This window comes from Ruegeria sp. HKCCE4148, from assembly GCF_017872495.1.
Classification (GTDB): Bacteria; Pseudomonadota; Alphaproteobacteria; order Rhodobacterales; family Rhodobacteraceae; genus Ruegeria.
This window is the reverse complement of sequence record NZ_JAEDOS010000003.1, coordinates 548221-569361: the sequence shown is the minus strand read 5'-3', so window position 1 is coordinate 569361 and position 21141 is coordinate 548221. Positions and strand designations below refer to the sequence as shown.

Sequence of the window (21141 nt, the reverse complement as noted above, 5' to 3'; positions counted from 1 at the left end):
CGGGACGTTACCGTGGTTTTTCGCACTCAATGCGCTGCTTGCTTGCACCTTATGTGCCGGGTCTGATAAGGTGCATCCACAAGATATAGACCCAAGCCAAAGATCGGGCAGTTTACGTGAGCGATACGCCAGAAATTCCTGAAAACATGGACGAAACCCCGCCAGAGCGCCCAGTGTATGACGGCCCGACGGTCTCCATCGAATCCGAAATGCGCACATCCTATCTGGACTACGCCATGTCGGTCATCGTATCCCGCGCGATCCCGGATTTGCGTGACGGCCTGAAGCCGGTGCATCGCCGGATTCTGTATGCGATGCACGAAACCGGGAACACCCATGACAAAGCCTACCGCAAGTCTGCGCGCCCGGTTGGCGACGTAATGGGTAAGTACCACCCGCACGGGGACTCAGCTATCTATGACGCGCTGGTGCGGATGGCGCAGGATTTCTCGATGTCGCTGCCTTTGCTGGACGGTCAGGGCAACTTTGGTTCGATGGACGGCGATAACCCAGCGGCCATGCGTTATACCGAAGTGCGGATGGACAAACCGGCTGCCGCACTGCTGGCTGATATCGAAAAAGAGACGGTTGATTTTCAGGACAACTACGACGGCAAAGACAAAGAGCCAACCGTTCTGCCCGCGCGTTTCCCGAACATGCTGGTCAACGGCGCCGGTGGTATCGCCGTGGGTATGGCGACCAATATTCCGCCTCACAATCTGGGGGAGGTGGTCAACGCCACGCTGGCCCTGATCGACGATCCTGACCTGACCTCAGAGCAGTTGATTGAATACGTCCCCGGCCCCGATTTCCCAACGGGTGGCGTCATGCTGGGCCGATCTGGTGCGCGCAAGGCCTATCTGGAAGGTCGCGGCAGCGTCATCATCCGCGCCAAGACTCGTGTCGAAGAAATCCGCAAGGATCGCTATGCGATTGTCGTGGATGAGATCCCGTATCAGGTAAACAAAGCCTCGATGATCGAAAAGATCGCCGAAGCGGTGCGCGAGAAACGTATTGAAGGCGTCAGCCACGTGCAGGACGAATCCGACCGCAACGGTGTGCGTGTCGTGGTCGAACTGAAGCGCGATGCCACGCCCGAGGTGGTTCTGAACCAGCTTTATCGGTTCTCTCCGATGCAGACTTCCTTTGGCTGCAACATGCTGGCGCTGAACGGCGGCCGACCCGAGCAGTTGACCCTGCGCCGATTCCTGACGTCCTTCATCGACTTCCGCGAGGATGTTGTTGCCCGTCGGACCGCCTACGACTTGCGCAAAGCGCGCGAGCGTAGCCACATTCTGTGTGGTCTGGCCGTGGCCGTGTCGAACGTGGACGAGGTAGTCGCCACGATCCGATCCTCGGCAGACGCCGCCGAAGCGCGCGAAAAGCTGATGACCCGCCGCTGGCCTGCTGCTGAGATCGAAGGTTATCTTCGTCTGATCGACGATCCTCTGTCCAAGATGAACGACGATGGCACCTATAACCTGACCGAGGTTCAAGCCCGCGCAATTCTGGAACTGCGCCTGCAACGTTTGACCCAGTTGGGTGTCAAAGAGGTCACGGACGAGCTGGAAGAACTAGCAGCCAAGATCAAGGAATATCTGGATATTCTTTCCTCGCGCGAACGCATCATGTCGATCATCGGTGATGAGCTGCGCGACGTCCGCGAAAAGTTCGCTGTCGACCGCCGCACCGAGATCGTCGACTGGTCCGGCGACATGGAAGACGAGGACTTGATTGAGCGTGAGGATATGGTCGTGACCGTAACCTCAGGCGGTTACATCAAGCGCACACCGCTGGCCGATTTCCGTGCTCAGAAACGTGGCGGCAAAGGCCTGTCGGGAATGCAGACCAAGGAAGAGGATGTCGTCACCAACCTCTTCGTGGCAAACACGCATACCCAACTGCTGTTCTTCACCACCGAAGGCATGGTCTACAAACTCAAGACTTGGCGTCTGCCGCAGTCCAGCCGGACCGGCAAAGGCAAAGCCATAGTCAATATCCTGCCAATTCCTACCGGTGTATCTATCGCCGCGATCATGCCTGTGGATGTGCCGGATGAAGAGTGGGAAAACCTCCAAATCGTCTTCGCCACCAGCGCGGGTGACGTACGTCGTAACCGACTGTCGGATTTCACCAATGTCCGCCGCAACGGCAAGATCGCCATGAAGCTGCCCGAGGGCGTTGAACTGGTGAATGCCCGCATCTGTTCGGAAGATGAAGACGTTATGCTGGTCACCAATTCAGGCCGTGCAATCCGCTTCCGCACCACCGATGTACGTGTCTTCAACTCACGTGAGTCCACCGGTGTGCGCGGCATCAAACTTACCAATGGCGACCGCGTTGTGTCGATGTCTGTGATCCGGCACTTTGAGGCCGACCCGGATGAACGCGCAGCTTACCTCAAGATGCGCCGCGCCGTGGCTGGCATTGCCGATGACGGTGAGGTGGACGAAGACGAAGCCGCGCCGGGCTCGATTACGCAGGAACGCTATGCTCAGATGTCGGCAGCCGAGAACCTGATCCTGACCATCACCACTGGCGGCGCAGGCAAGCTGAGCTCCAGCCATGACTATCCTGTTCGCGGACGCGGCGGTATGGGCGTCGCCGCCATGGACAAGGCGATGCGCGGCGGTGAGCTTGTGGCGTCCTTCCCGGTCGAGATCGATGACCAGATCATGCTGGCCACGTCCAAAGGTCAGTCGATCCGGGTGCCGGTGGATGGGATTTCCTTCAGATCCCGCAGCGCGGGCGGAGTGCGGGTCTTCAACACCGGTAAGGGCGAAGAGGTTGTCAGCGTGGCTTGGATCGCCGATCAAGGCGAGGACGAGACAGAAGAGTAATCGTTCCAACCTTTGGAAATAGAAAAACCCGAGGTTCGATGACCTCGGGTTTTTTGTATTCGAAAAGTCTACACCGCACGAATGAACGCGTGGTGGAGAAACCTTGCCTAAGCCGCTTTGCGCTTTTGGCGACGTCCGTATGCGAACAGCCCACCAATACCTCCAAGCAGCAGCCACCCGGCTGCTGGCAGCGGAACAGGCGCGATCGTATACTGACCATAAAGCGTTGCGTAGTTCTGCGCCTCTTCCACCGTACTGAATCCAGTGGAAATCGTGTTACCACCGTCCTGTGAAAAGCCAAGCACCGAGAACACATAGTTCTGTCCACCAAAGGTGAAGTTCTGAGAACCAAGTGTGTTGGCAATTGTCACAACATCGTTGCAAGGTGTTGGATCCTGAGGACAATTTGCCGATCGATTCAAGGTCTCATTATGTGTCAGTGAAAAGGTTGATGACACCAGAGGTCCGCCGCCGATCTGAAGATCGACGACAAGATCGACCGAACTCAGTACGTCCCCCGGAATCGGAAAGTTGAGGTGCGTGAACTGTCCCAGGTCAAAAGCTGTGTCCGGCGAAAGATTCAATATTGGTGTTCCCGTCGGCGTAAAATCATAACCACTTGGGTTACTGCCACCGCCCCAACGCAGCGAGATCGTAGAACCAGAACTGCTTTCCGTAATACCAGTCGTTGGATTCACGTTCTGCCATGAAGGAGAAATAGCTGTCACACTCAACGCCGAGGCGGCGCTACCAGCCAACACCCCAACTAAGGCAACCGCGGCCACATTACGTTTCAGTGCCATGTGTTTAACCCCTACCCTTGAAACACTTTTTACAAATTCGCACTCCAACTAGAGTGCTACATAGACTTGAAAACACGTAGTATCCCGGACATAATTTGGCCACCCTTTTTCCTCATTTAGGGTAAATCCCCTCAACATTGTTACCTATGTTGAAACGGTGACGCTGATTGGAAGTATTTTCAGCTTTCTATAATACAATTCCTTACACCCCAAAAATCGATCCGGGCCTATCTTACAAAGGCCTGTCAAGCGTGAACACCAAGTCAATGATGCCTCACGTACTGGATCGCGATATGGTGTCACACGCGCGGTATTGACGTCGCCAACGGCAATCATCTCTGGAACGGTCCGTCTAAGGTGAAATACGAAAAAAATCACCGTTGTCGCGGCCGCATTACCAAAGAAATCCGGCCTTTCTGCACGCAGTCCGGAGACCGAATTCTCAGGTCACAGCCCGTACAAAGCCCCAAACTTCTTTTCCAGATACGCAAGCAAAGGCTCTGGCCCCGGCTCTACACAGCTGGCGCGTGCAATGACATCGCGGGGTGCATAAAGCCCGCCATGTTGTTGAACTTGTTCGCGCAACCAGCCCGTCGCACCCGAGGTGTCACCCTCGGCCAATCGGTCATCCAGCCCTGGCACTGCCGCACGCAGCGCCTGAAACAAGCATCCTGCATAAACGTTGCCCAGCGAATAGGTCGGGAAATACCCGAACAATCCAACCGACCAATGCACGTCCTGCAAACAGCCATTCGAAGGTTTGTCGACCGCATAGCCGAAGTCGGCTTTAAACCTGTCATTCCAGGCGGCCTCGAGCTCGCTCACTTGCAGGTCTCCGGCCATCAGTGCGCGTTCCAGATCAAAGCGCAACATGATGTGAAGGTTGTACTGCACTTCATCAGCCTCGGTCCGAATATAGCCGTTATGAACACGGTTTACCGTAGCGTAAAACGACTCCGCGTCAGCGATACCGAAATCGCCGAATGCCTCAGTCATCTGTCCGAACAGCCACCCAGTAAAGGCACGCGAACGACCCAATTGGTTTTCGTATATGCGGCTTTGACTTTCATGCACGCCCATTGACACGCCGTTCCCAAGCGGGGTCAGCAAATAAGCTTTGTCGATACCCTGTTCATAAGCGGCGTGGCCGACCTCGTGTATCGTGGAATAAAAGCAGTTGAACGGGTCCGTTTCACTGGTTCGCGTGGTGATGCGCACATCCAGCCCACTGCCCGAGCTGAACGGATGCACCGCCTTGTCAACACGGCCATTGTTCAGATCATACCCAAAAGTCGTCGCCAGCTTTTGCGTCAGGCGCATCTGGGTCCGTTCATCAAAACTGCCATTCAGGGCTGCCGGTTCCGGGCGATCCAATACTGCGGCGCGTAGGGCAACCAAACGTGGGCGCATCTCATCAAAAATGGCCGCAATCTGCGTGCCGGTCGTGTAGGGCTCGTAATCTTCGACCATGGCGTCATAGACGTCCCCGCCCTGCGCAAGGGCTTCGCCCTCCTGCCGTTTGAGTGACACGACCTCTTCAAGCACCGGCAGAAAGGCCGAGACGTCTTCATCCGCCCGCGCCTGCGCCCAAGACCCCTGCGCAGCGGATGTCACACGGGCGATCGCTGTTGCCAGATCAGCAGGCACTTTCACCGCACGCTCATAGGCCCGGCGGATTTCACGCAACTGGGCCTTACCCACTTCGTCCTGTGGCGCGGCTTGCTCAAGCCATTCCGCCACACGCGGATCGGACCGGCGCGCATGCAGCACCGCTTCGATTGCGGCCATTTCTTCGGCACGTTGCGGGGCAGCCCCACGCGGCATGACGGTTTCCTGATCCCAACCCAGCCGCCCGGCAATCTGGCCCAAAGCCGAGGTTTCACGCTGAAAGGCCATGAGTTCATTGAAAGCGGTCATTGGATCAAACTCCGCGCAGGGATGTTGCGATGGGATAAGCGGTCAGGAACCGAGCACGCAGGATCAGGGTCCAGACGACAACGGCCATGAATTGGTGGAAGATCGCGATCTGCCAAGGTGCGCCATAGACCACGGTCACGATGCCGACGACAACCTGCAACGCCAGCGCGGCAAAGGCGGCATTGAAGGCAAAACGTGTCTGCGGATGCGCGCTGGTTCCACCACGACGCCAGACGATGAAGGCGAAGATGAACAGCAGATACCCCGCACAGCGGTGAATGAACTGCACCAATCCGGGACTTTCAAAGAAGTTCCGCCACATCGGCTCCAACGCAGTGGCATCCGGCGGCAACACTTGCCCGCCAATCAAGGGCCAATCGGTGTAGGACCGCCCAGCGTCGATCCCAGCAACCAGCGCCCCAACGAGTATCTGTAAAAAGGCGAAATGCATCAGACCGGTGGACAGCGAGAATAGTTTCGCCTCTTTCGCGCGGCGCGCCTGCATCAGGTCGCGTTCTTCGCGGCCCAATTCAAAGATGTACCACGCCAGAAAGCCCAGGATCACAAAAGCCAGACCCAAATGTGTGGCTAGACGATAACTGGCAACGGCGGTCATGCCCTCACCCTGCGTCACGCCTGAGGCGACCATCCACCAGCCGACCGCACCCTGAACACCGCCTAACAGGCCCGGAATCAACAGCTTACCAGTCCAGCCGGTTGGAATTTTGCGCGCTGCAAGAAAGCCAAAAAAGCCAATGGCCCAGACAAGTCCGATCACGCGGCCCAGTTGACGATGGCCCCATTCCCACCAGTAGATGAACTTGAAATCATTCAACTCCATCCATTGGTTTTGGATGCGCCATTGGTCGATCTGCTTGTATTTATCGAATTCCGCTTGCCAGTCCGCCTCATTCATCGGCGGGATGGCCCCGGTGATCGGACGCCATTCCGTGATCGAAAGGCCGCTGTCGGTCAGGCGTGTCAGGCCACCAACCGCAATCATCACGACGACCAGGGCAAACAGGATCATAAGCCAAACGCGGATCGCCTGACGCGCGCCGCCGCGTCCCCGGTCGATCATTCCCGGTTGCACGGCTTGTTGTTTTTCGGTGTCCGAGACCTCTTCGAAGATGCTGCGCTTACCGCTCATGCTGTCCTCATGTCCTGATTTTGTCGCAAGCTAGGGCTTGGTGGAAGATAGGTCCAGCCTCAGCTATTGTCTTTCCAGCGGACCATCTGCCGCATGATCCCATGCAGCATCTGCACATCGGCGCGTGTCATCCGCATCCGCGACCACAGATTACGTAGATTAACTTTCATACCCTCTGCTTTTTCAGGGGGATAAAAGAACCCGGCCTCTTCCAGACGATCCTCGTAATGCTCGACCAGTTTTTCCACTTCGATCCCTGTGGCCCAGTCGCCCTTGCCCAGATCGGTGGCCTCATGCACCACGTCTCCGGTCTGGCGCATCCACTCATAAGCGGTCAGCAACACGCATTGCCCCAGGTTCAGCGAGGCGTATTCCGGGTTCACCGGAACCGAGATGATCGCGTTGGCCTTTGCGATGTCCTCATTCTCAAGCCCTGCGCGTTCAGGACCGAACAACACGGCGACTTTTTCACCTGTTGCGACTTTCTCAGCCGCGATCTGCATCGCACGTTCTGGGCTGTAGACCGGCTTGGTTAACCCGCGCTGTCGGGCTGTTGTTGCGAAGACAAACGTGCTGTCAGCCAGCGATCCTGCCAGATCGTCAAAAAGCTGCGCCTCATCCAGCAACCGCCCTGCCCCGCTGGACATGGCCACGGCCTTGGGATTCGGCCAGCCGTCGCGTGGGGCCACGATGCGCATACGGTCCAGACCAAAATTCCACATCGCGCGCGCGGCGGCGCCGATGTTTTCGCCCATCTGCGGGCGCACGAGCACGAAGGATGGCTGAGATGTATCGCTGGGCATGGCTGTCTCCGAAAAGTTCCGCCCGCTCTAATCCGACGGCGTCAACAGGGCAACCCGATCCTTTTCTTCTGTTTCCAAATACCGCCTCGGCAGGCATAAAAGTTTGCTTCCCCGCCGCAATCCGCTAAACCGCGCCAAAGACCAAAAACCGAAGGACGCGCCCATGGACACCCCCGAGCAGCCGCAGATTTACCTGATCACGCCTCCGACCATCGAGTTGAGCACCTTCACAAACAAGCTGGCAACGGTACTGGACGGGGCCGACATCGCCTGCATCCGCCTGGCGCTGGCCGGAAGCGACGAAGACACAATCGCCCGCGCGGCCGACGCTTGCCGGGAAGTCGCCCATGCGCGTGATGTGGCCATAGTTATTTCGAACCACGTGCTGCTGGCCCAGCGTCTGGGTCTGGACGGGGTGCATCTGGACGACGCGGCTCGGTCCGTCAGGGCTGCGCGCAAGGAATTGGGCGCGGATGCAATTGTTGGTAGTTTCTGCGGTGCCTCCAGCCATGATGGCATGACAGCAGGTGAAAGCGGGGCCGATTACGTGGCCTTCGGACCTGTTGGCACGGCCACGTTGGGCGATGGTACCCGCGCAGAAAAGGACCTGTTCCAATGGTGGTCCGAGATGATCGAAGTTCCGGTTGTGGCCGAAGGTGGGCTAACGCCCGACCTGATCCGCGACCTTGCCCCCTGCACCGATTTCTTCGGAATTGGGGACGAAATCTGGAACAGCGACGATCCGCTTGGCGCGCTTAACACTTTGACAGCAGGGATGTCCTAACCCTGCATCAACGCAGCATCCAGGGCTCGGCCAGCCAATACACCCCGAGCCCTGCAATCAGGATTGAGGCCAGAACTGCAATCCGGCTGCGGGTCCTATGCGAACCGCCAGCAAACAAAAGCGCCAGTCCAAACGCAGCCGAGGCAGCCAAAACCAGCGGCACCAAAACCCCAGCCCCAAACCCCAACAACGCTGGAAGCTGATGGTCCGGCGGCACGCCGATAGCCCTAAGAGCCCTTGCCAAAGCCAATCCAAACACTGTTCCGCCAGCAAACACCGTCAACAGGCGCGCGACCTGCAACCGTCGTGCCACGAGGTTCCACAACGCCAGCCCGATGACGAACGCCGTCGGCGCGTGTAAACCAACATAGGTCGGCACGTTCAAAACGTCGTAGACAGCCAAGCCAAGCCCAACGAACACGCCAACTGACAGAAACACCACCTGCGCCACGACTGCTCGCAAGGACAAGGACAGAAACACAAGAACCAGGGCAAGCAAGCACGGTGCGAACGGCGTGTTTATGACGTGATCGATCCCCAACGCAAAAAACGTCTGTAGTGTCTGTTGCGGCGTCAAGGATGCCCCTCCGCGCAATGGTATGAGAGGGCTGGTTTCACCAGCCGCCAAGTAACTGGTATAGGGGGCCGCAACGCCCTGCTGCCGCAGCACAATCGGCCCGCCATCAACCGGCCAGCGCAGTTTCAGGTTCGAAGCTTGATCCGGAAAAGGTGCTGTTAGCAGCAGTTTGGTAACACGCGCTTCTTCCTGACCACCGCCTTCAGAGACAACCACGCGTTCCAAAGTCAGTTTCAAACGCTCGGGAACCTGGACTTCGACGTCCTGCACCCACGTTTCAACAAACGCTCTGATCTGTGGCTCCAGTTCCGATGCCGCCATCTGCCGCAGTGTCAGATACTGCGGATCCCCGGAAAGAACTTCATGCCGTGTTGGATCAAACCCAAGCAACAGTGCTTCAGCATTCAATCCAACCTCAAGGAACAGCTTTTCATCAGCGATCCAGAAATCAATCAACGTAGGTTGGTCAGATTGCGCCCTCACCGCGCTTGAAGAAAGGAACGCAAAGACGAAACAGCTAAGTACAAAGAGGGCAAAGACACGAAGGATGGCCCGAAATACACGGCCGTTCATAAGAAACGCTCCGGAAAAAGAAACAAATCACCAATCATTGTGGTCAATTGTTCCCATGCAGGTCTCGGATCGCAAGCGCAAAAGGCGTAAGTGCCGGGTGGTTCGGGAATATCTGACGGTGGTTACGTTCTGACTTGCACGGGCATCACCGCTGCGGCATGACATCCCCATGACTCAGACCAGCAATATCCTATGTATCGGATCGGTCCTTTGGGACGTGATCGGGCGGTCGGCCAGCGCAATGCGGCAAGGTTCCGACGTGCCGGGGCGGATCACGCGCCTGCCTGGCGGCGTTGCTATGAACATCGCCATGACGCTGGTGCGCTTTGGTATGACCCCCACTTTGCTGACAGCCATCGGGCGCGATCCCGAAGGCGATGAACTTGTCCACTCTTGTTCGCGTCTTGGTATGGTGACGGATCACATCTACCGCTCACAGGATTTGCCGACCGACCGCTACATGGCGGTCGAGGGTGCGAACGGGCTGATCGCAGCCATTGCTGATGCGCATTCACTGGAAGCGGCAGGCGCAAAGATCCTACGCCCTTTGATGCACGGACCTTTAGGCTATGAGAACACACCCTTTGAAGGACCCATCGCGCTGGATGGCAACCTGACGCTGGACCTTTTGGAAGAAATCGCCCAGAGCCCCGCTTTTGCCCGCGCCGACCTGCGCGTGGCCCCAGCCTCGCCCGGTAAAGCCGAACGGCTGCTGCCTTTCCTTAAGCATGCTCGCGCCACGCTTTACGTGAACCTCGAAGAGGCCGGCATCCTGTGCCAGCGCGAATTCACCGACTCTGAGAGCGCTGCCAAAGGTTTGTTGGATCGCGGTGCTCTGCGTGTATTGGTGACTGACAGTGGAAACTCAGCCACCGTGGGCAGTTCCGACGAAATCCTAACCCAAACGCCCCCGTCCGTACTGGTCACCCGCGTGACCGGTGCCGGGGATACCTTCATGGCGGCCCATATCGCCTCAGAATCCGGTGGCGCATCCAGTGATGAGGCCCTGACCCGCGCGCTGCACGCCGCTGCAACCTATGTTTCCGGAGAAACCCCACTGTGATCGACATTCAATACTCAGCCGAGGTCCGCGCCGCCAAAGACGCAGGCCAACCCATCGTCGCGCTGGAAAGCACCATCATCACCCATGGAATGCCTTATCCGCAAAACGTCGAAGTTGCGGCTCAGGTCGAACAGGACATTCGTGATGCGGGCGCAGTTCCGGCAACCATGGCGGTGATTGAAGGCAAACTGCACGTGGGGCTCGAGCCCGACCAACTGCAATGGCTGGGCCAGGCGCAAGGTGTCGCCAAGATCTCACGTGCGGACATGGCAGCTTGCATTTCGACCGGGGGCACCGGGGCCACCACCGTCGCCGCCACCATGATCGCCGCGCATTACGCCGGGATCGAGGTTTTTGCCACCGGCGGCATCGGTGGCGTGCATCAGGGGGCTGAGACGACGTTCGACATTTCTGCCGACCTGCACGAACTTGGCCATACTCCGGTCACGGTGGTTGCTGCCGGGGCCAAAGCCATCCTTGACCTCGCCAAAACGCTTGAAGTGCTAGAGACTTTGGGCGTGCCTGTCATCGCATTTGGGCAGGATGAATTTCCAGCGTTCTGGTCCGCTAAATCGCTGTTTGCTGCGCCCCTGCGCATGGATAGTGCCGACGCCATCGCCAAAGCCCACGCCATGCGCCGCGCGCTAGGTCTGCCCGGCGGACAACTGGTTGCCAATCCAATCCCTGCCACCGATCAGATTCCGGCCGAGGAACTGGCCCCCATCATCGCCGAGGCTCAGGCCGACGCAGATGCCCACCGCATTACCGGCAAGGCCGTGACCCCATACCTTCTGCAGCGCATTTTCGAAAAAACCGAAGGCCGCTCGTTGACCGCGAACATCGCGCTGGTCCGCAACAATGCACGTCTCGCAGCCAAAATCGCGCAATCGCTGGTGCATCAGGGCTGACGCAGCCCTATTGTACCAAAGCGAGGGATTGACTACCTAAACCACGGAAACCATTCGGAACTGCTCACTCGGACCTGCAATGAACACACCTTTCGACGAAGAGCCCCACCGCCGCCCCGGCCTGCTGTCCCGGCTGCGCGCATCCTTTCTGACGGGCATCGTCGTCATTGCACCTGTCTGGTTGACGGTCTGGCTGATCTGGTCGGTGGTCGGATGGATCGACAGCGCCGTACTGCCGCTGGTGCCGCAACAGTTCCAACCGGAACAATATGTTGGCATCAACTTGCGCGGCGTGGGTGTGGTGATCTTCCTGATTTTCACGGTACTCGTTGGCTGGATCGCCAAAGGAATACTGGGCCGTTCACTGATCCATTTCGCCGAAGGTCTGGTCGATCGGATGCCCGTCGTGCGGTCGGTTTATTCCGGGATCAAGCAAATCTCGGAAACGGTCTTTGCCCAGACTGAACGGTCATTTGAAAAAGCCTGCCTGATTCAGTACCCGCGTCGCGGTATTTGGGCCATTGGTTTTGTATCAACAAGCGCGCGCGGTGAGGTCAGCAAACGCGCTGAAACCGGGGGCGAACTGCTCAGCGTCTTTGTGCCAACCACGCCCAACCCAACCTCAGGCTTCCTGCTGTTTTTTCCCGCCGAAGACGTAATATTGCTGGATATGAGCATTGAAGATGCCGCGAAACTGGTAATCTCGGCAGGTCTCGTTTACCCCAACGAAAAAGATCCGACGCAGCCGCCCGAGTGATCAGCCAAACATTGCGGGCAGATCAACTGTACTGTTCTGCCCCAAATCCGCTTTGTGTTTGACAAGAAAGTCATCCGCTGCCCTTCGCCCAGCCTCTTTCAACTTGTGCAGGATGACCGGGTTGGGCACGGTTTTGGTTGCTACAGACAAGCTGTTCATCAATTCGTTATCCGCAATCATGTGAACCAGTACACGGTTCATTTCCCCGGGTTTCAGTTTTCCCTCTTTCAGCAACCGCTGCACAAAACTGATCGCCCTAAGTTCGCGAAACAGGGATGAGTTGAAGCTGATCTCATTGATCCGGTTCTGGATCTGCTGCGGTGTGACAGGCACCTCATCGCGTTCCAGCGGATTGATATTAACGATAACCACATCGTCGGGCAGATCGTCATTGAACAACGGGTAAAGCGCTGGGTTCCCTGTATACCCACCGTCCCAATACGCCTCGGTCCGCTCGGTTTCAGGATCGTATATCTCAACGGCCTTGAACAAGGTCGGCAAACAGGCCGAGGCCAGGATGGCGTCGGTTGAAATTTCATCACCCGTAAAGACGCGGATTTTCCCGCTTCGCACGCAAGTGGCACAGACAAACAGGCGCGGGCCTTCATCTGCGCATACTTCGGCGAAATTGAACCGATCAACCACCGCCTCCAACGGATTGCTGTAAAACGGACCATAGGCGTAAGGCGACACCATTCGGGACCACGCCTCGCCTATGGAATAAGGGACTGAATACTCCATAGCTCTGGAAATCGCTGCAGGCTCCACTCCTCGGAACCAATGGGCCATACGCAAATCGCCAATCGCACCCATACGCGCCCACACCGCATCCAGACTTGCGCGTGCGCCGTCGCGCCCGGCGTGCACCATACCCGACTTGAACGCTGCCCCGTTCAACGCCCCCGCTGACGTCCCGGTAATGGCCGCAACCTCGACGTCTTCTTCATCCAGAAACCTGTCGAGCACACCCCAGGTGAACGCCCCATGCGCCCCGCCGCCCTGCAATGCCAGATTGATCCGTTTCATGCCTCGGCCCCTTCATCTTTTCAGAAATACTCCGGGGGTATGGGGGCTGCGCCCCCATGGAACCTCAAAGTGCGGTCCAGCCACCATCGACCGAAATCGTTGTCCCGGTAATCTGAGCCGCCGCGTCCGAGCACAGGAACTGCACGGTGCCGCCCAACTGTTCGACAGTGGCGAATTCCTTCGAGGGCTGACGTTCCAGCAGGATGTTCTTCACAACATCTTCACGGCTCATGTTGTATTCCTTCATCGTATCCGGGATCTGCGCCTCGACCAGAGGTGTCAGAACATAGCCCGGACAGATGGCGTTGCAGGTGATCGGCTCTTGCGCGGTCTCAAGCGCGACGGTCTTGGTCATCCCAACCACACCATGCTTTGCAGCAACATAGGCCGCTTTGTAAGGCGAGGCGGTCAGACCATGAGCCGAGGCAATATTGACGATCCGGCCCCAACCCGCCTTACGCATCATCGGCAGTGCAGCAGCTGTGGTGTGGAAAGCCGAGTTCATATTGATCGCAATAATGGCGTCCCATTTTTCGGTCGGGAACTTGTCGATCGGAGAGACATGCTGAATGCCCGCGTTGTTCACCAGAATATCGCAGGCCCCTGCCTGCTCGATCAGTGCACGGCACTCATCGCCTTTGGACATGTCCGCTTTGATGTAGCGCGCGTTGGTTCCGGTCTCTTTCGCTATCTCTGCGGCCAGCGCATGATCTTCATCCCGATCGGTAAAGGAATTCAAAACCACGTTGGCCCCCGCCTTGGCCAACTCGCGCGCGACCCCCAGACCGATGCCTGAATTTGATCCTGTAATGATTGCCGTTTTGCCGGAAAGGCTCATGACCGATCTCCCTTATGCGATGTCCTGGCGCACCATGCCATGCTGCACCTGCAAAGAAAACGGGGAAACTATGGAAACGATACCCAGGTCCTGGACATCCCGATCTGCTCAAAAAAAAACGCCCGCACGAAGCGGGCGTTAAGTTATTGAGGCAGGTTTCATACAGGCAAGAAACCTATCGAGCAGTAAGACCTTTATAAGCAATTCTATGCCTTCGTCCAAGCTAAAAGTTTGATAATAAGAAAAATCATCACTACGGTGATCCCCAACAAAATAAGGCCAGAGCAGGATTGTTTCCAAAATGAGCCCGGATTTTCTCCGACCGTTTCGACAATTTGCGGCGGGAATCGCCAGCATTTTTCTCACGTCTGTCGCCCATGCAGAATCGTCTCATGGCATAGCTATGTATGGGGAACCGGCCCTACCACCGGATTTTGTGTCTCTCCCCTACGCCAATCCAGATGCGCCCAAAGGCGGCAAAGCGGTGTTCGGAAACACCGGCGGCTATAACAGCTTGAACCCGTTTTTGCAAAAAGGCACCTCTCCTTGGCAATTGCCGTTTTGGACCCATGAAAGCCTGATGGGGCGGTCTTGGGATGAACCTTTCACGCTTTACGGGCTGTTAGCCGAATCAGTTGAGGCAGCACCAGACCGGTCCTGGGTCGAATTCACCCTGCGCGAAGAGGCGCAGTTTTCCGACGGCAGCCCTGTTACGGTCGAAGATGTGATCTGGTCCTATGAGACCCTAGGGACCGAGGGTCATCTGCGCTATCGCGGGCTGTGGGGCAAGATCGACAGCATTGAACAGACCGGACCGCGCTCGGTTCGGATTTCATTCAACGAACCAGACCGGGAACTGGCCTTGCTGGCTGGGATGCGCCCCATCCTGCAAAAGGCGCAATGGGAGGGAAAGGATTTTGCAAACGCCACGTTGCAGGATATTCCAATCGGCACCGGCCCTTATGTGATCGACGATTACGAAGCAGGCCGCTATGTGAACCTGCGTCGAAACCCGAACTATTGGGGTAATGACATCCCGTTTCGCCGCGGCACCATGAACCTCGACGATCTACGGATCGAGTTCTACGGCGACGGCTCTGTCGCATTTGAGGCGTTCAAAGCCGGAGAGCTTTCGGCTGTACGCGAATTCAACGCCGACAAATGGACCAAGCAATACAACTTCCCGGCCGTTCAGCGCGGAGATGTGATCAAGACCGAAATCCCCCATGGCAAACCGTCCGGGATGACCGGCTTTGTGATGAACACTCGCAAACCACCGCTGGACGATTGGCGGGTGCGCGAGGCGCTGACCCTTGCCTTCAATTTCGAATTTATCAACGACACTGTCACAGGTGGCGCGCAGCCGCGTATTTCGTCGTATTTCTCTGGATCTGATCTGGCGATGCAACCCGGACCTGCCCCTGCACCAGTGCAGGCTTTGCTGGCACCTTTCGAAGCAGACCTTACACCCGGCACGCTGGAAGGCTATGAACTGCCGCAAGGTGATGGATCAGAACGGAACAGGCGCAACATTCGCAAGGCCGTCAAGCTTCTGGAAGACGCGGGCTGGACCGTTCAGGATGGTGTGTTGAAAAACGTGGAAGGCCAGCCGTTCAAGATTGAAATGGTGATCAGCCAGGGCAGCCTGAATGTCGTGCAGGACGTCAGCACAATTGCCGAGATTTACGCCCGCGCCTTAGAACGTCTGGGCATCGAGCTGGTGGTCGAAAAAGTCGATGACGCGCAATACACCTCGCGCATGAACGAGCTTGATTTCGACATGACGCCTTTCCGCCGCGCTCTGTCCTTGTCACCAGGAAACGAACAAAGGTTCTATTGGGGCAGTGAATACGTCGACACACCGGGCACGCGCAACCTGATGGGTGTATCCTCGCCTGCCGTTGACGCGATGATCGATGCCATGCTGGCATCTGAAACGCGCGAAGACTTCACAACAGCCACCCGCGCACTGGACCGCGTCTTGACTGCCGGCCGCCTTGTGATCCCGATCTGGAGCTTTGATGTCGGGCGCATCGCGCATGTCCGCGAGCTCAAGTTTCCCGACACGGTGCCGATCTATGGTGACGGTCCGCAGTACATGCCCGACGTTTGGTGGTACGACGCGAATTAAACACTCTTTAACCAACCGGGGTCAGCTGAACCCGGGTTGGTTCGATTTGCCTGGTGAAAATGCACGGGGTTTGGCAAATTTCTGCTGATCACACCTTGCGGCACCCGGCGCCCATTTGCCGATCGCTGCACACCGGAAGATCGTCACAATCACACAAGTCTGCCATTTGACGTTCACAAAGCTCGTTGAGGTCTATCAATACTTGGTGAGTAAATCGAGGCGCCGTTCAAAATCCTTTATTTACTGGGCAAAACGTGTATACACCCTGTACTTACTAGGTCAGGTGCAGAACTGGCTTCACGCATTTCGGCACTGCACCTGAACAATCCGGCAATGCCGGACAAAGCATAACCGGGCCCGCCACCACTCACACCAAATGCAGGCCCGTCCGCCCGTTGCGGATGTTTCGCAGCGGGCAACAAACCTCTGATCAATCGCGAAAGATAGGTGCGACATTTTGTCATGTCTTACCTTGCGGCAGCCTTTCCGTACCCTGATGTCGGGGGAGAGCAGTCCTAATGGCTACAAAAGGAAAGCTCATAGATGATGAACTGGACGGATCTTACACAAGACTGGAGCGCGGCCTACGCACGTGCAAAACGGCGCTTTCCGAACTTGCGGGATCAGGACATGATGCGCGTTTCTAAGGATCGAAAGGGGTTCGAAGCCTATCTGGCCGAGCGCCACCAACTCACAATTAACGAAGCGCATGAAGAGGTCGAAGATTTCCTGTTTACCGAAGGCCTGAACCGCGAATTCGCTCACGCGTCTTTAAGCAAGTGATGTGACCCAAAGGATCGTCGCATCTTCGTCACTGACGGAGATCACATTGTGACCCATGCTGCCATCGTAATATGCGCTGTCACCACGGCGCATTTCGACGGGTTCATAAAACTCGGTAAACAACCGCACGACACCGGTGAGGACATACATGAACTCTTCACCGTCGTGACGTACCCAGCCTTCAAATTCCTCCATTGACCGCGCCCGTACACGCGCACGGTAGGGCAGCATGTGTTTCTTGGTCAGCGTCTCGGCCAGCAACTCATGTTCATAGGTGGCAGTTGCATGGGCTGCCCCATCGCCGGATCGTGTCACGGCCATACGGCCAATCACCTGATCGCGTTGTGGCGGCGTAAACAGTTGCGGCACTGATATTTCCAAGCCAATCGCCAACTTCTTGAGCGCATCATAGGTAGGCGACATCTGCCCATTTTCTATCTTGCTGAGGGTCGAACGTGCCAATCCCGCCTGCGTGGCGGCTTGTTCCAAAGTCCAATTCCGCGCTTTGCGCAGCTCGCGCACCCGTGCGCCAAGGTCCAGTGGTTCGACTTCGGTATGATCACCTGTGTCACGGGCAATTCGGATCAGGGATTTGGGATCTTGAGTGCTCATGCCCCTCTCTATAGGCCCGGTCCGCCGCGCTTGCAACGCGGCAGGCTCCGCGATAGCCAAAGGCCATGTTGTCCATCTTTGATAAAGGGGCGCCTGAGCCCTGCCCCACACCTTTCAATCTGGCGGCGCATGTCCTGGGCCAAGCGGATCGCATCCCCGAAAAGGTTGCCCTATCCGTGCTGCGTGAGACGGGCGCTCAGGATTGGAGCTTTCGCGATCTGAAAGCAGCCGTATTGGGGACTGGCGCAGGGTTGTTGCAAGCAGGCTTGAAGCCCGGCGACATTGCGTTGATGCGGCTGGGCAATACAGTGGATTTCCCGATCGCATATCTTGGCGCAATTGCAGTGGGCATCGTTCCTGTGCCGACATCGTCGCAACTGACCGAGCCTGAAACGGCCAAAATGATCGCGGAACTTTCCCCAGCGGCCGTTCTGCGCGACCCCGACGTTGCCTGCGCCGCGCACCCCAATCAGATTGGGTTGGATGCGTTGAATTCCATGCGAAGCCTGCCTGCAGCCCATTTTGCCATGGGCGACCCCGAGCGAATGGCCTATGTCGTCTACACCTCTGGAACGTCAGGCAAGCCACGTGCGGTGGCCCATGCCCACCGGGCAATCTGGGCGCGGCAGATGATGGTCGATGGCTGGTACGGTCTGCGCGGCACCGACCGATTGTGCCACGCGGGCGCGTTCAACTGGACTTATACGCTGGGCACCGGGTTAATGGACCCGTGGACCATTGGCGCAACGGCCCTGATCCCGGAACGCGGCACCAGTATTGACGCGCTGCCCACCTTGTTGCGCCAGCACCGTGCGACGATCTTTGCTGCAGCCCCCGGAGTCTTTCGGAAGATGCTGCAAATGTCCGAACACATGGAATTGCCCGACCTGCGCCATGGCTTATGCGCGGGTGAGAAACTCTCGCGCGCTCTGCATGAGAAATGGGTTTCCAGCACCGGCACCGATCTATTCGAAGCCTACGGCATGTCCGAATGCTCGACCTTTATTTCCTCAAGCCCGACCCACCCCGCGCGTAGCGACGCGCTGGGGCAGCCGCAACCGGGGCGTCGCGTGGCGATCCTGGGGACGGATGGCCCAGTACCACAAGGACAGGAAGGCACCATCGCCATACACCGCTCGGACCCCGGTTTGATGCTGACCTATCTTAACGCACCCGACGAAGCTGAGGCGCGGATGCAAGGCGACTGGTTTCTGACCGGAGATCAGGGCGCAATGGCAGTGGACGGCCAGATCAGCTATCTGGGCCGCGATGATGACATGATGAACGCCGGCGGCTATCGCGTGTCGCCAGTCGAGGTTGAAGCCGCCCTGTCCCGCTTTCCCGGCATCACGCAGGTCGGCGCAGCGGCAATTGAGGTCAAACCGGACACATTTGTGATAGCAGCCTTCTATACCGGCCCGGAAAAGCTGGACGATGCGGCCCTGCGCGCCTATGTCGAGGCCAATCTGGCGCGCTACAAGCAACCGCGCGCCTTCATCCACCTGCCTGTCCTGCCAACCGGCGGCAATGGCAAACTTCTGCGCCGGGCGTTGCCGGCCTATTTCGAGGCACCAAGCAAATGACCCAGACCGTCAAACTCGACATCCTGTCCGACCCGATCTGCCCTTGGTGCTATATCGGCAAAACCCATTTGGACAAGGCTTTGGCCAATGTCCCTGATCACCCCTTTGTCATCGAATGGCATCCGTTTCAGCTGAACCCCGAAATGCCGGATGCGGGCATGGACCGGCGTGAGTATCTTGAACGCAAGTTCGGCGGCAAGGACGGTGCGGTACGGGCCTATGCTCCGGTGGTGGAGCATGCAGAGAATGCGGGCCTGAAGATCGACTTCGAAGGCATGAAGCGCACGCCCAACACGTTGGACGCCCATCGCCTGATCCATTGGGCCGGAATCGAAGGCAAACAGAACGCTGTCGTCGATGCCTTGTTCGATGCATATTTCGTGCAAGCCCGTGACATCGGTGACCCCGAAGTGCTGTCTGACATCGCCGACAGCGCCGGTATGGACGCCGCCGTCGTCATGAAATTGCTGAAATCTGACGCCGACCGCGAAGATATTCGCAACCGGGACAGCCATTCGCGTGATATGGGCGTCAGTTCGGTCCCCACCTACATTGTGGCCAATCAACACGCTGTTCCAGGGGCGCAACCCCCTGAGATGTGGGAAAAAGTGATCGCCGAGATCATGTCTCAACTTGAGGCCTCCTCTGCAGAATAGCACAGAGGTCTGTGCGAATTTCCAGTCTGGCTTAACCTGATCCGCCGTGATAGCGCGAACAGGTTAGGAGTTCTTCATGACCAACCGCATGTCGAAGGCGGAATTCATTGCGCTAATCGCAATGATGTTCGCCACTATCGCCTTTTCGATCGATTCAATGCTGCCCGCCCTGCCAGAAATCGGCGCGCAGCTCAGCCCCGATGACATCAATCAGGCACAGTTGATCCTGACGTCCTTTGTGCTGGGCATGGGGATTGGCACATTCTTTACCGGTCCGATCTCGGATGCGTTGGGGCGCAAACCCGTAATTTTCGGCGGCGCAGTTCTTTACATTGCGGCATCTGCGGTTGCGTGGGCCAGTTCCTCGCTCGAGCTGGTTCTGATCGCACGTGTTGTGCAAGGTTTAGGCGCAGCTGGTCCGCGGGTCGTGGCTATGGCTATTATCCGAGACCTTTATTCCGGTCGTGAAATGGCCCGAATCGTATCAATAGCCATGATGATCTTCACGCTAGTTCCAGCCATCGCACCAATGCTGGGTGCGGGTGTGATCGCCCTGTTCGGCTGGCGCGGCATCTTCGTCTCTTTCATCCTGTTTGCACTGATCGTTGTCAGTTGGATGGGTGTTCGCCTGCCCGAATCCCTCGCCGCAGAAAACCGTCGCCCCTTCCGCCTGCCCCTGATGATCGCCGCCGTGCAAGAGATGTTTGCCCACCCCACAGTGCGTCTGTCGATCTTTGTTCAGACACTGTGCATGGGGATGCTGTTTACTATGCTTACCATGGTGCAGCCGGTTTATGATGTGATTTATGATCGGGCCGAAAGCTTTCCCTTCTGGTTCGGCTTCGTCGCCCTGATGTCAGGGTCGGCAAGTTTGCTGAACGCTGCATTGGTCGTGCGTGTCGGAATGCGACGTATGGTGACATTTGCCTTTGGCGCTCAGATCGCCATAACATCGCTGGTCATTCTTCTCAACATGACGAACCTGCCGCCAAACGCCTCATTTGCGCTGTTCGTCTTTTGGCAAACCATGGTTTTCTTCATGGCTGGCATGACAATCGGCAACCTGAACGCCATCGCAATGGAGCCTATGGGCCATATTGCAGGCATGGCAGCTTCGGTGATCGGGGCAATTTCGACTGTGCTGGCAGCCGTCATCGCCGCCCCGATCGGATTGCTGTTCGACGGTTCCATCGCACCTTTGACTTTCGGCATCCTGACCATGTGCGTTCTTGCCTTCGGCCTCATGCTGCATATGGGCCGCTTGGAAGAGCGCCTGCCCGCCTGACCTGTGCAAGCCGTTGGAAACGCGCTACCCTCCGCTCAAGCTGAGGGGAGGG

Annotated in this window: 18 protein-coding genes; 10 read left to right on the top strand and 8 right to left on the bottom strand. The window is 57.4% G+C overall.

The window, feature by feature from the left end; genetic code table 11:
• The first annotated feature begins 116 nt into the window (after positions 1 to 116).
• Positions 117 to 2840, top strand: a complete 2724-nt coding sequence (gyrA, locus tag I9187_RS12605) for a DNA gyrase subunit A (protein WP_171237665.1) — start codon at positions 117 to 119, stop codon at positions 2838 to 2840.
• A 107-nt stretch (positions 2841 to 2947) separates the two neighbouring features.
• Here the strand turns inward: gyrA and I9187_RS12600 are convergent, their stop codons facing one another.
• The 4 genes from I9187_RS12600 to I9187_RS12585 form a co-directional block, all read right to left on the bottom strand.
• Entirely contained in the window at positions 2948 to 3643 is a 696-nt protein-coding gene (locus I9187_RS12600) for a THxN family PEP-CTERM protein (protein WP_171180031.1), read from the bottom strand.
• Between the two features lie 447 nt (positions 3644 to 4090).
• Entirely contained in the window at positions 4091 to 5560 is a 1470-nt protein-coding gene (locus I9187_RS12595) for a carboxypeptidase M32 (protein WP_171180029.1), read from the bottom strand.
• 4 nt (positions 5561 to 5564) lie between these two features.
• Positions 5565 to 6710 carry a heme A synthase gene (gene ctaA / locus I9187_RS12590; RefSeq protein ID WP_171180027.1) on the bottom strand — a complete coding sequence of 382 codons (1146 nt, stop codon included), beginning with the start codon at positions 6708 to 6710 and terminating at the stop codon, positions 5565 to 5567.
• Positions 6711 to 6769: 59 nt separating this feature from the next.
• On the bottom strand, positions 6770 to 7513 hold the full coding sequence (locus I9187_RS12585; RefSeq protein ID WP_171180024.1) for an RNA methyltransferase: 744 nt from the start codon (positions 7511 to 7513) through the stop codon (positions 6770 to 6772).
• Between the two features lie 163 nt (positions 7514 to 7676).
• Here I9187_RS12585 and I9187_RS12580 point away from each other — a divergent pair, with 163 nt between their 5' ends.
• Positions 7677 to 8297 (top strand): thiamine phosphate synthase, encoded by a 621-nt coding sequence (locus I9187_RS12580; RefSeq protein ID WP_171237669.1) that lies wholly within the window; start codon positions 7677 to 7679, stop codon positions 8295 to 8297.
• Positions 8298 to 8304: 7 nt separating this feature from the next.
• On the opposite strand, the gene I9187_RS12575 is transcribed toward I9187_RS12580, so the two are convergent.
• Positions 8305 to 9447 carry a HupE/UreJ family protein gene (locus tag I9187_RS12575; protein WP_171180020.1) on the bottom strand — a complete coding sequence of 381 codons (1143 nt, stop codon included), beginning with the start codon at positions 9445 to 9447 and terminating at the stop codon, positions 8305 to 8307.
• Positions 9448 to 9616: 169 nt separating this feature from the next.
• Here I9187_RS12575 and I9187_RS12570 point away from each other — a divergent pair, with 169 nt between their 5' ends.
• The 3 genes from I9187_RS12570 (at position 9617) to I9187_RS12560 (ending at position 12175) form a co-directional block, all read left to right on the top strand.
• A complete protein-coding gene (locus tag I9187_RS12570) occupies positions 9617 to 10510 on the top strand; it encodes a PfkB family carbohydrate kinase (RefSeq protein ID WP_171727474.1) in 894 nt (297 codons plus the stop codon).
• A complete protein-coding gene (locus I9187_RS12565) occupies positions 10507 to 11418 on the top strand; it encodes a pseudouridine-5'-phosphate glycosidase (RefSeq protein ID WP_171180016.1) in 912 nt (303 codons plus the stop codon). Before I9187_RS12570 ends, I9187_RS12565 begins: the two co-directional genes overlap by 4 nt.
• Positions 11419 to 11497: 79 nt before the next feature.
• Positions 11498 to 12175 (top strand): DUF502 domain-containing protein, encoded by a 678-nt coding sequence (locus tag I9187_RS12560; RefSeq protein WP_171180014.1) that lies wholly within the window; start codon positions 11498 to 11500, stop codon positions 12173 to 12175.
• Here the strand turns inward: I9187_RS12560 and I9187_RS12555 are convergent, their stop codons facing one another.
• Complete coding sequence (locus I9187_RS12555; protein ID WP_171180012.1) at positions 12176 to 13201, bottom strand: patatin-like phospholipase family protein; 1026 nt, start codon at positions 13199 to 13201, stop codon at positions 12176 to 12178.
• 64 nt (positions 13202 to 13265) lie between these two features.
• Positions 13266 to 14039: a 3-hydroxybutyrate dehydrogenase gene (locus I9187_RS12550; RefSeq protein ID WP_171180010.1), complete on the bottom strand. Its 774-nt coding sequence runs from the start codon at positions 14037 to 14039 to the stop codon at positions 13266 to 13268.
• Positions 14040 to 14442: 403 nt separating this feature from the next.
• Between I9187_RS12550 and I9187_RS12545 the strand changes: the two genes are divergently transcribed.
• Entirely contained in the window at positions 14443 to 16170 is a 1728-nt protein-coding gene (locus tag I9187_RS12545; protein WP_245223197.1) for an extracellular solute-binding protein, read from the top strand.
• Positions 16171 to 16713: 543 nt separating this feature from the next.
• Complete coding sequence (locus I9187_RS12540; protein ID WP_171237674.1) at positions 16714 to 16953, top strand: hypothetical protein; 240 nt, start codon at positions 16714 to 16716, stop codon at positions 16951 to 16953.
• Here the strand turns inward: I9187_RS12540 and I9187_RS12535 are convergent.
• Entirely contained in the window at positions 16942 to 17565 is a 624-nt protein-coding gene (locus I9187_RS12535) for an XRE family transcriptional regulator (protein WP_171180003.1), read from the bottom strand. The genes I9187_RS12540 and I9187_RS12535 overlap by 12 nt on opposite strands.
• Before the next feature lie 65 nt (positions 17566 to 17630).
• On the opposite strand from I9187_RS12535, the gene I9187_RS12530 reads away from it, so the two are divergent.
• The 3 genes from I9187_RS12530 (at position 17631) to I9187_RS12520 (ending at position 21089) form a co-directional block, all read left to right on the top strand.
• Positions 17631 to 19148, top strand: coding sequence for a class I adenylate-forming enzyme family protein (locus I9187_RS12530; RefSeq protein ID WP_209509289.1), 1518 nt, complete (start codon positions 17631 to 17633; stop codon positions 19146 to 19148).
• Positions 19145 to 19804, top strand: a complete 660-nt coding sequence (locus tag I9187_RS12525) for a DsbA family oxidoreductase (protein ID WP_171179999.1) — start codon at positions 19145 to 19147, stop codon at positions 19802 to 19804. The genes I9187_RS12530 and I9187_RS12525 overlap by 4 nt, the downstream gene beginning before the upstream one ends.
• A 76-nt stretch (positions 19805 to 19880) precedes the next feature.
• Positions 19881 to 21089: a multidrug effflux MFS transporter gene (locus I9187_RS12520; RefSeq protein ID WP_171618889.1), complete on the top strand. Its 1209-nt coding sequence runs from the start codon at positions 19881 to 19883 to the stop codon at positions 21087 to 21089.
• Positions 21090 to 21141: the final 52 nt, after the last annotated feature.

What these genes read in the sequence shown, in the direction of transcription:
- I9187_RS12535 (WP_171180003.1), bottom strand. Translation starts at nt 17,565, where the DNA reads ATGAGCACTCAAGATCCCAAATCCCTGATCCGAATTGCCCGTGACACA.
- ctaA (WP_171180027.1), bottom strand. Translation starts at nt 6,710, where the DNA reads ATGAGCGGTAAGCGCAGCATCTTCGAAGAGGTCTCGGACACCGAAAAA.
- I9187_RS12575 (WP_171180020.1), bottom strand. Translation starts at nt 9,447, where the DNA reads ATGAACGGCCGTGTATTTCGGGCCATCCTTCGTGTCTTTGCCCTCTTT.
- I9187_RS12600 (WP_171180031.1), bottom strand. Translation starts at nt 3,643, where the DNA reads ATGGCACTGAAACGTAATGTGGCCGCGGTTGCCTTAGTTGGGGTGTTG.
- I9187_RS12595 (WP_171180029.1), bottom strand. Translation starts at nt 5,560, where the DNA reads ATGACCGCTTTCAATGAACTCATGGCCTTTCAGCGTGAAACCTCGGCT.
- I9187_RS12555 (WP_171180012.1), bottom strand. Translation starts at nt 13,201, where the DNA reads ATGAAACGGATCAATCTGGCATTGCAGGGCGGCGGGGCGCATGGGGCG.
- I9187_RS12530 (WP_209509289.1), top strand. Translation starts at nt 17,631, where the DNA reads ATGTTGTCCATCTTTGATAAAGGGGCGCCTGAGCCCTGCCCCACACCT.
- I9187_RS12570 (WP_171727474.1), top strand. Translation starts at nt 9,617, where the DNA reads ATGACTCAGACCAGCAATATCCTATGTATCGGATCGGTCCTTTGGGAC.
- I9187_RS12520 (WP_171618889.1), top strand. Translation starts at nt 19,881, where the DNA reads ATGACCAACCGCATGTCGAAGGCGGAATTCATTGCGCTAATCGCAATG.
- I9187_RS12580 (WP_171237669.1), top strand. Translation starts at nt 7,677, where the DNA reads ATGGACACCCCCGAGCAGCCGCAGATTTACCTGATCACGCCTCCGACC.
- I9187_RS12560 (WP_171180014.1), top strand. Translation starts at nt 11,498, where the DNA reads ATGAACACACCTTTCGACGAAGAGCCCCACCGCCGCCCCGGCCTGCTG.
- I9187_RS12540 (WP_171237674.1), top strand. Translation starts at nt 16,714, where the DNA reads ATGATGAACTGGACGGATCTTACACAAGACTGGAGCGCGGCCTACGCA.
- I9187_RS12550 (WP_171180010.1), bottom strand. Translation starts at nt 14,039, where the DNA reads ATGAGCCTTTCCGGCAAAACGGCAATCATTACAGGATCAAATTCAGGC.
- I9187_RS12545 (WP_245223197.1), top strand. Translation starts at nt 14,443, where the DNA reads ATGTATGGGGAACCGGCCCTACCACCGGATTTTGTGTCTCTCCCCTAC.
- I9187_RS12585 (WP_171180024.1), bottom strand. Translation starts at nt 7,513, where the DNA reads ATGCCCAGCGATACATCTCAGCCATCCTTCGTGCTCGTGCGCCCGCAG.
- I9187_RS12525 (WP_171179999.1), top strand. Translation starts at nt 19,145, where the DNA reads ATGACCCAGACCGTCAAACTCGACATCCTGTCCGACCCGATCTGCCCT.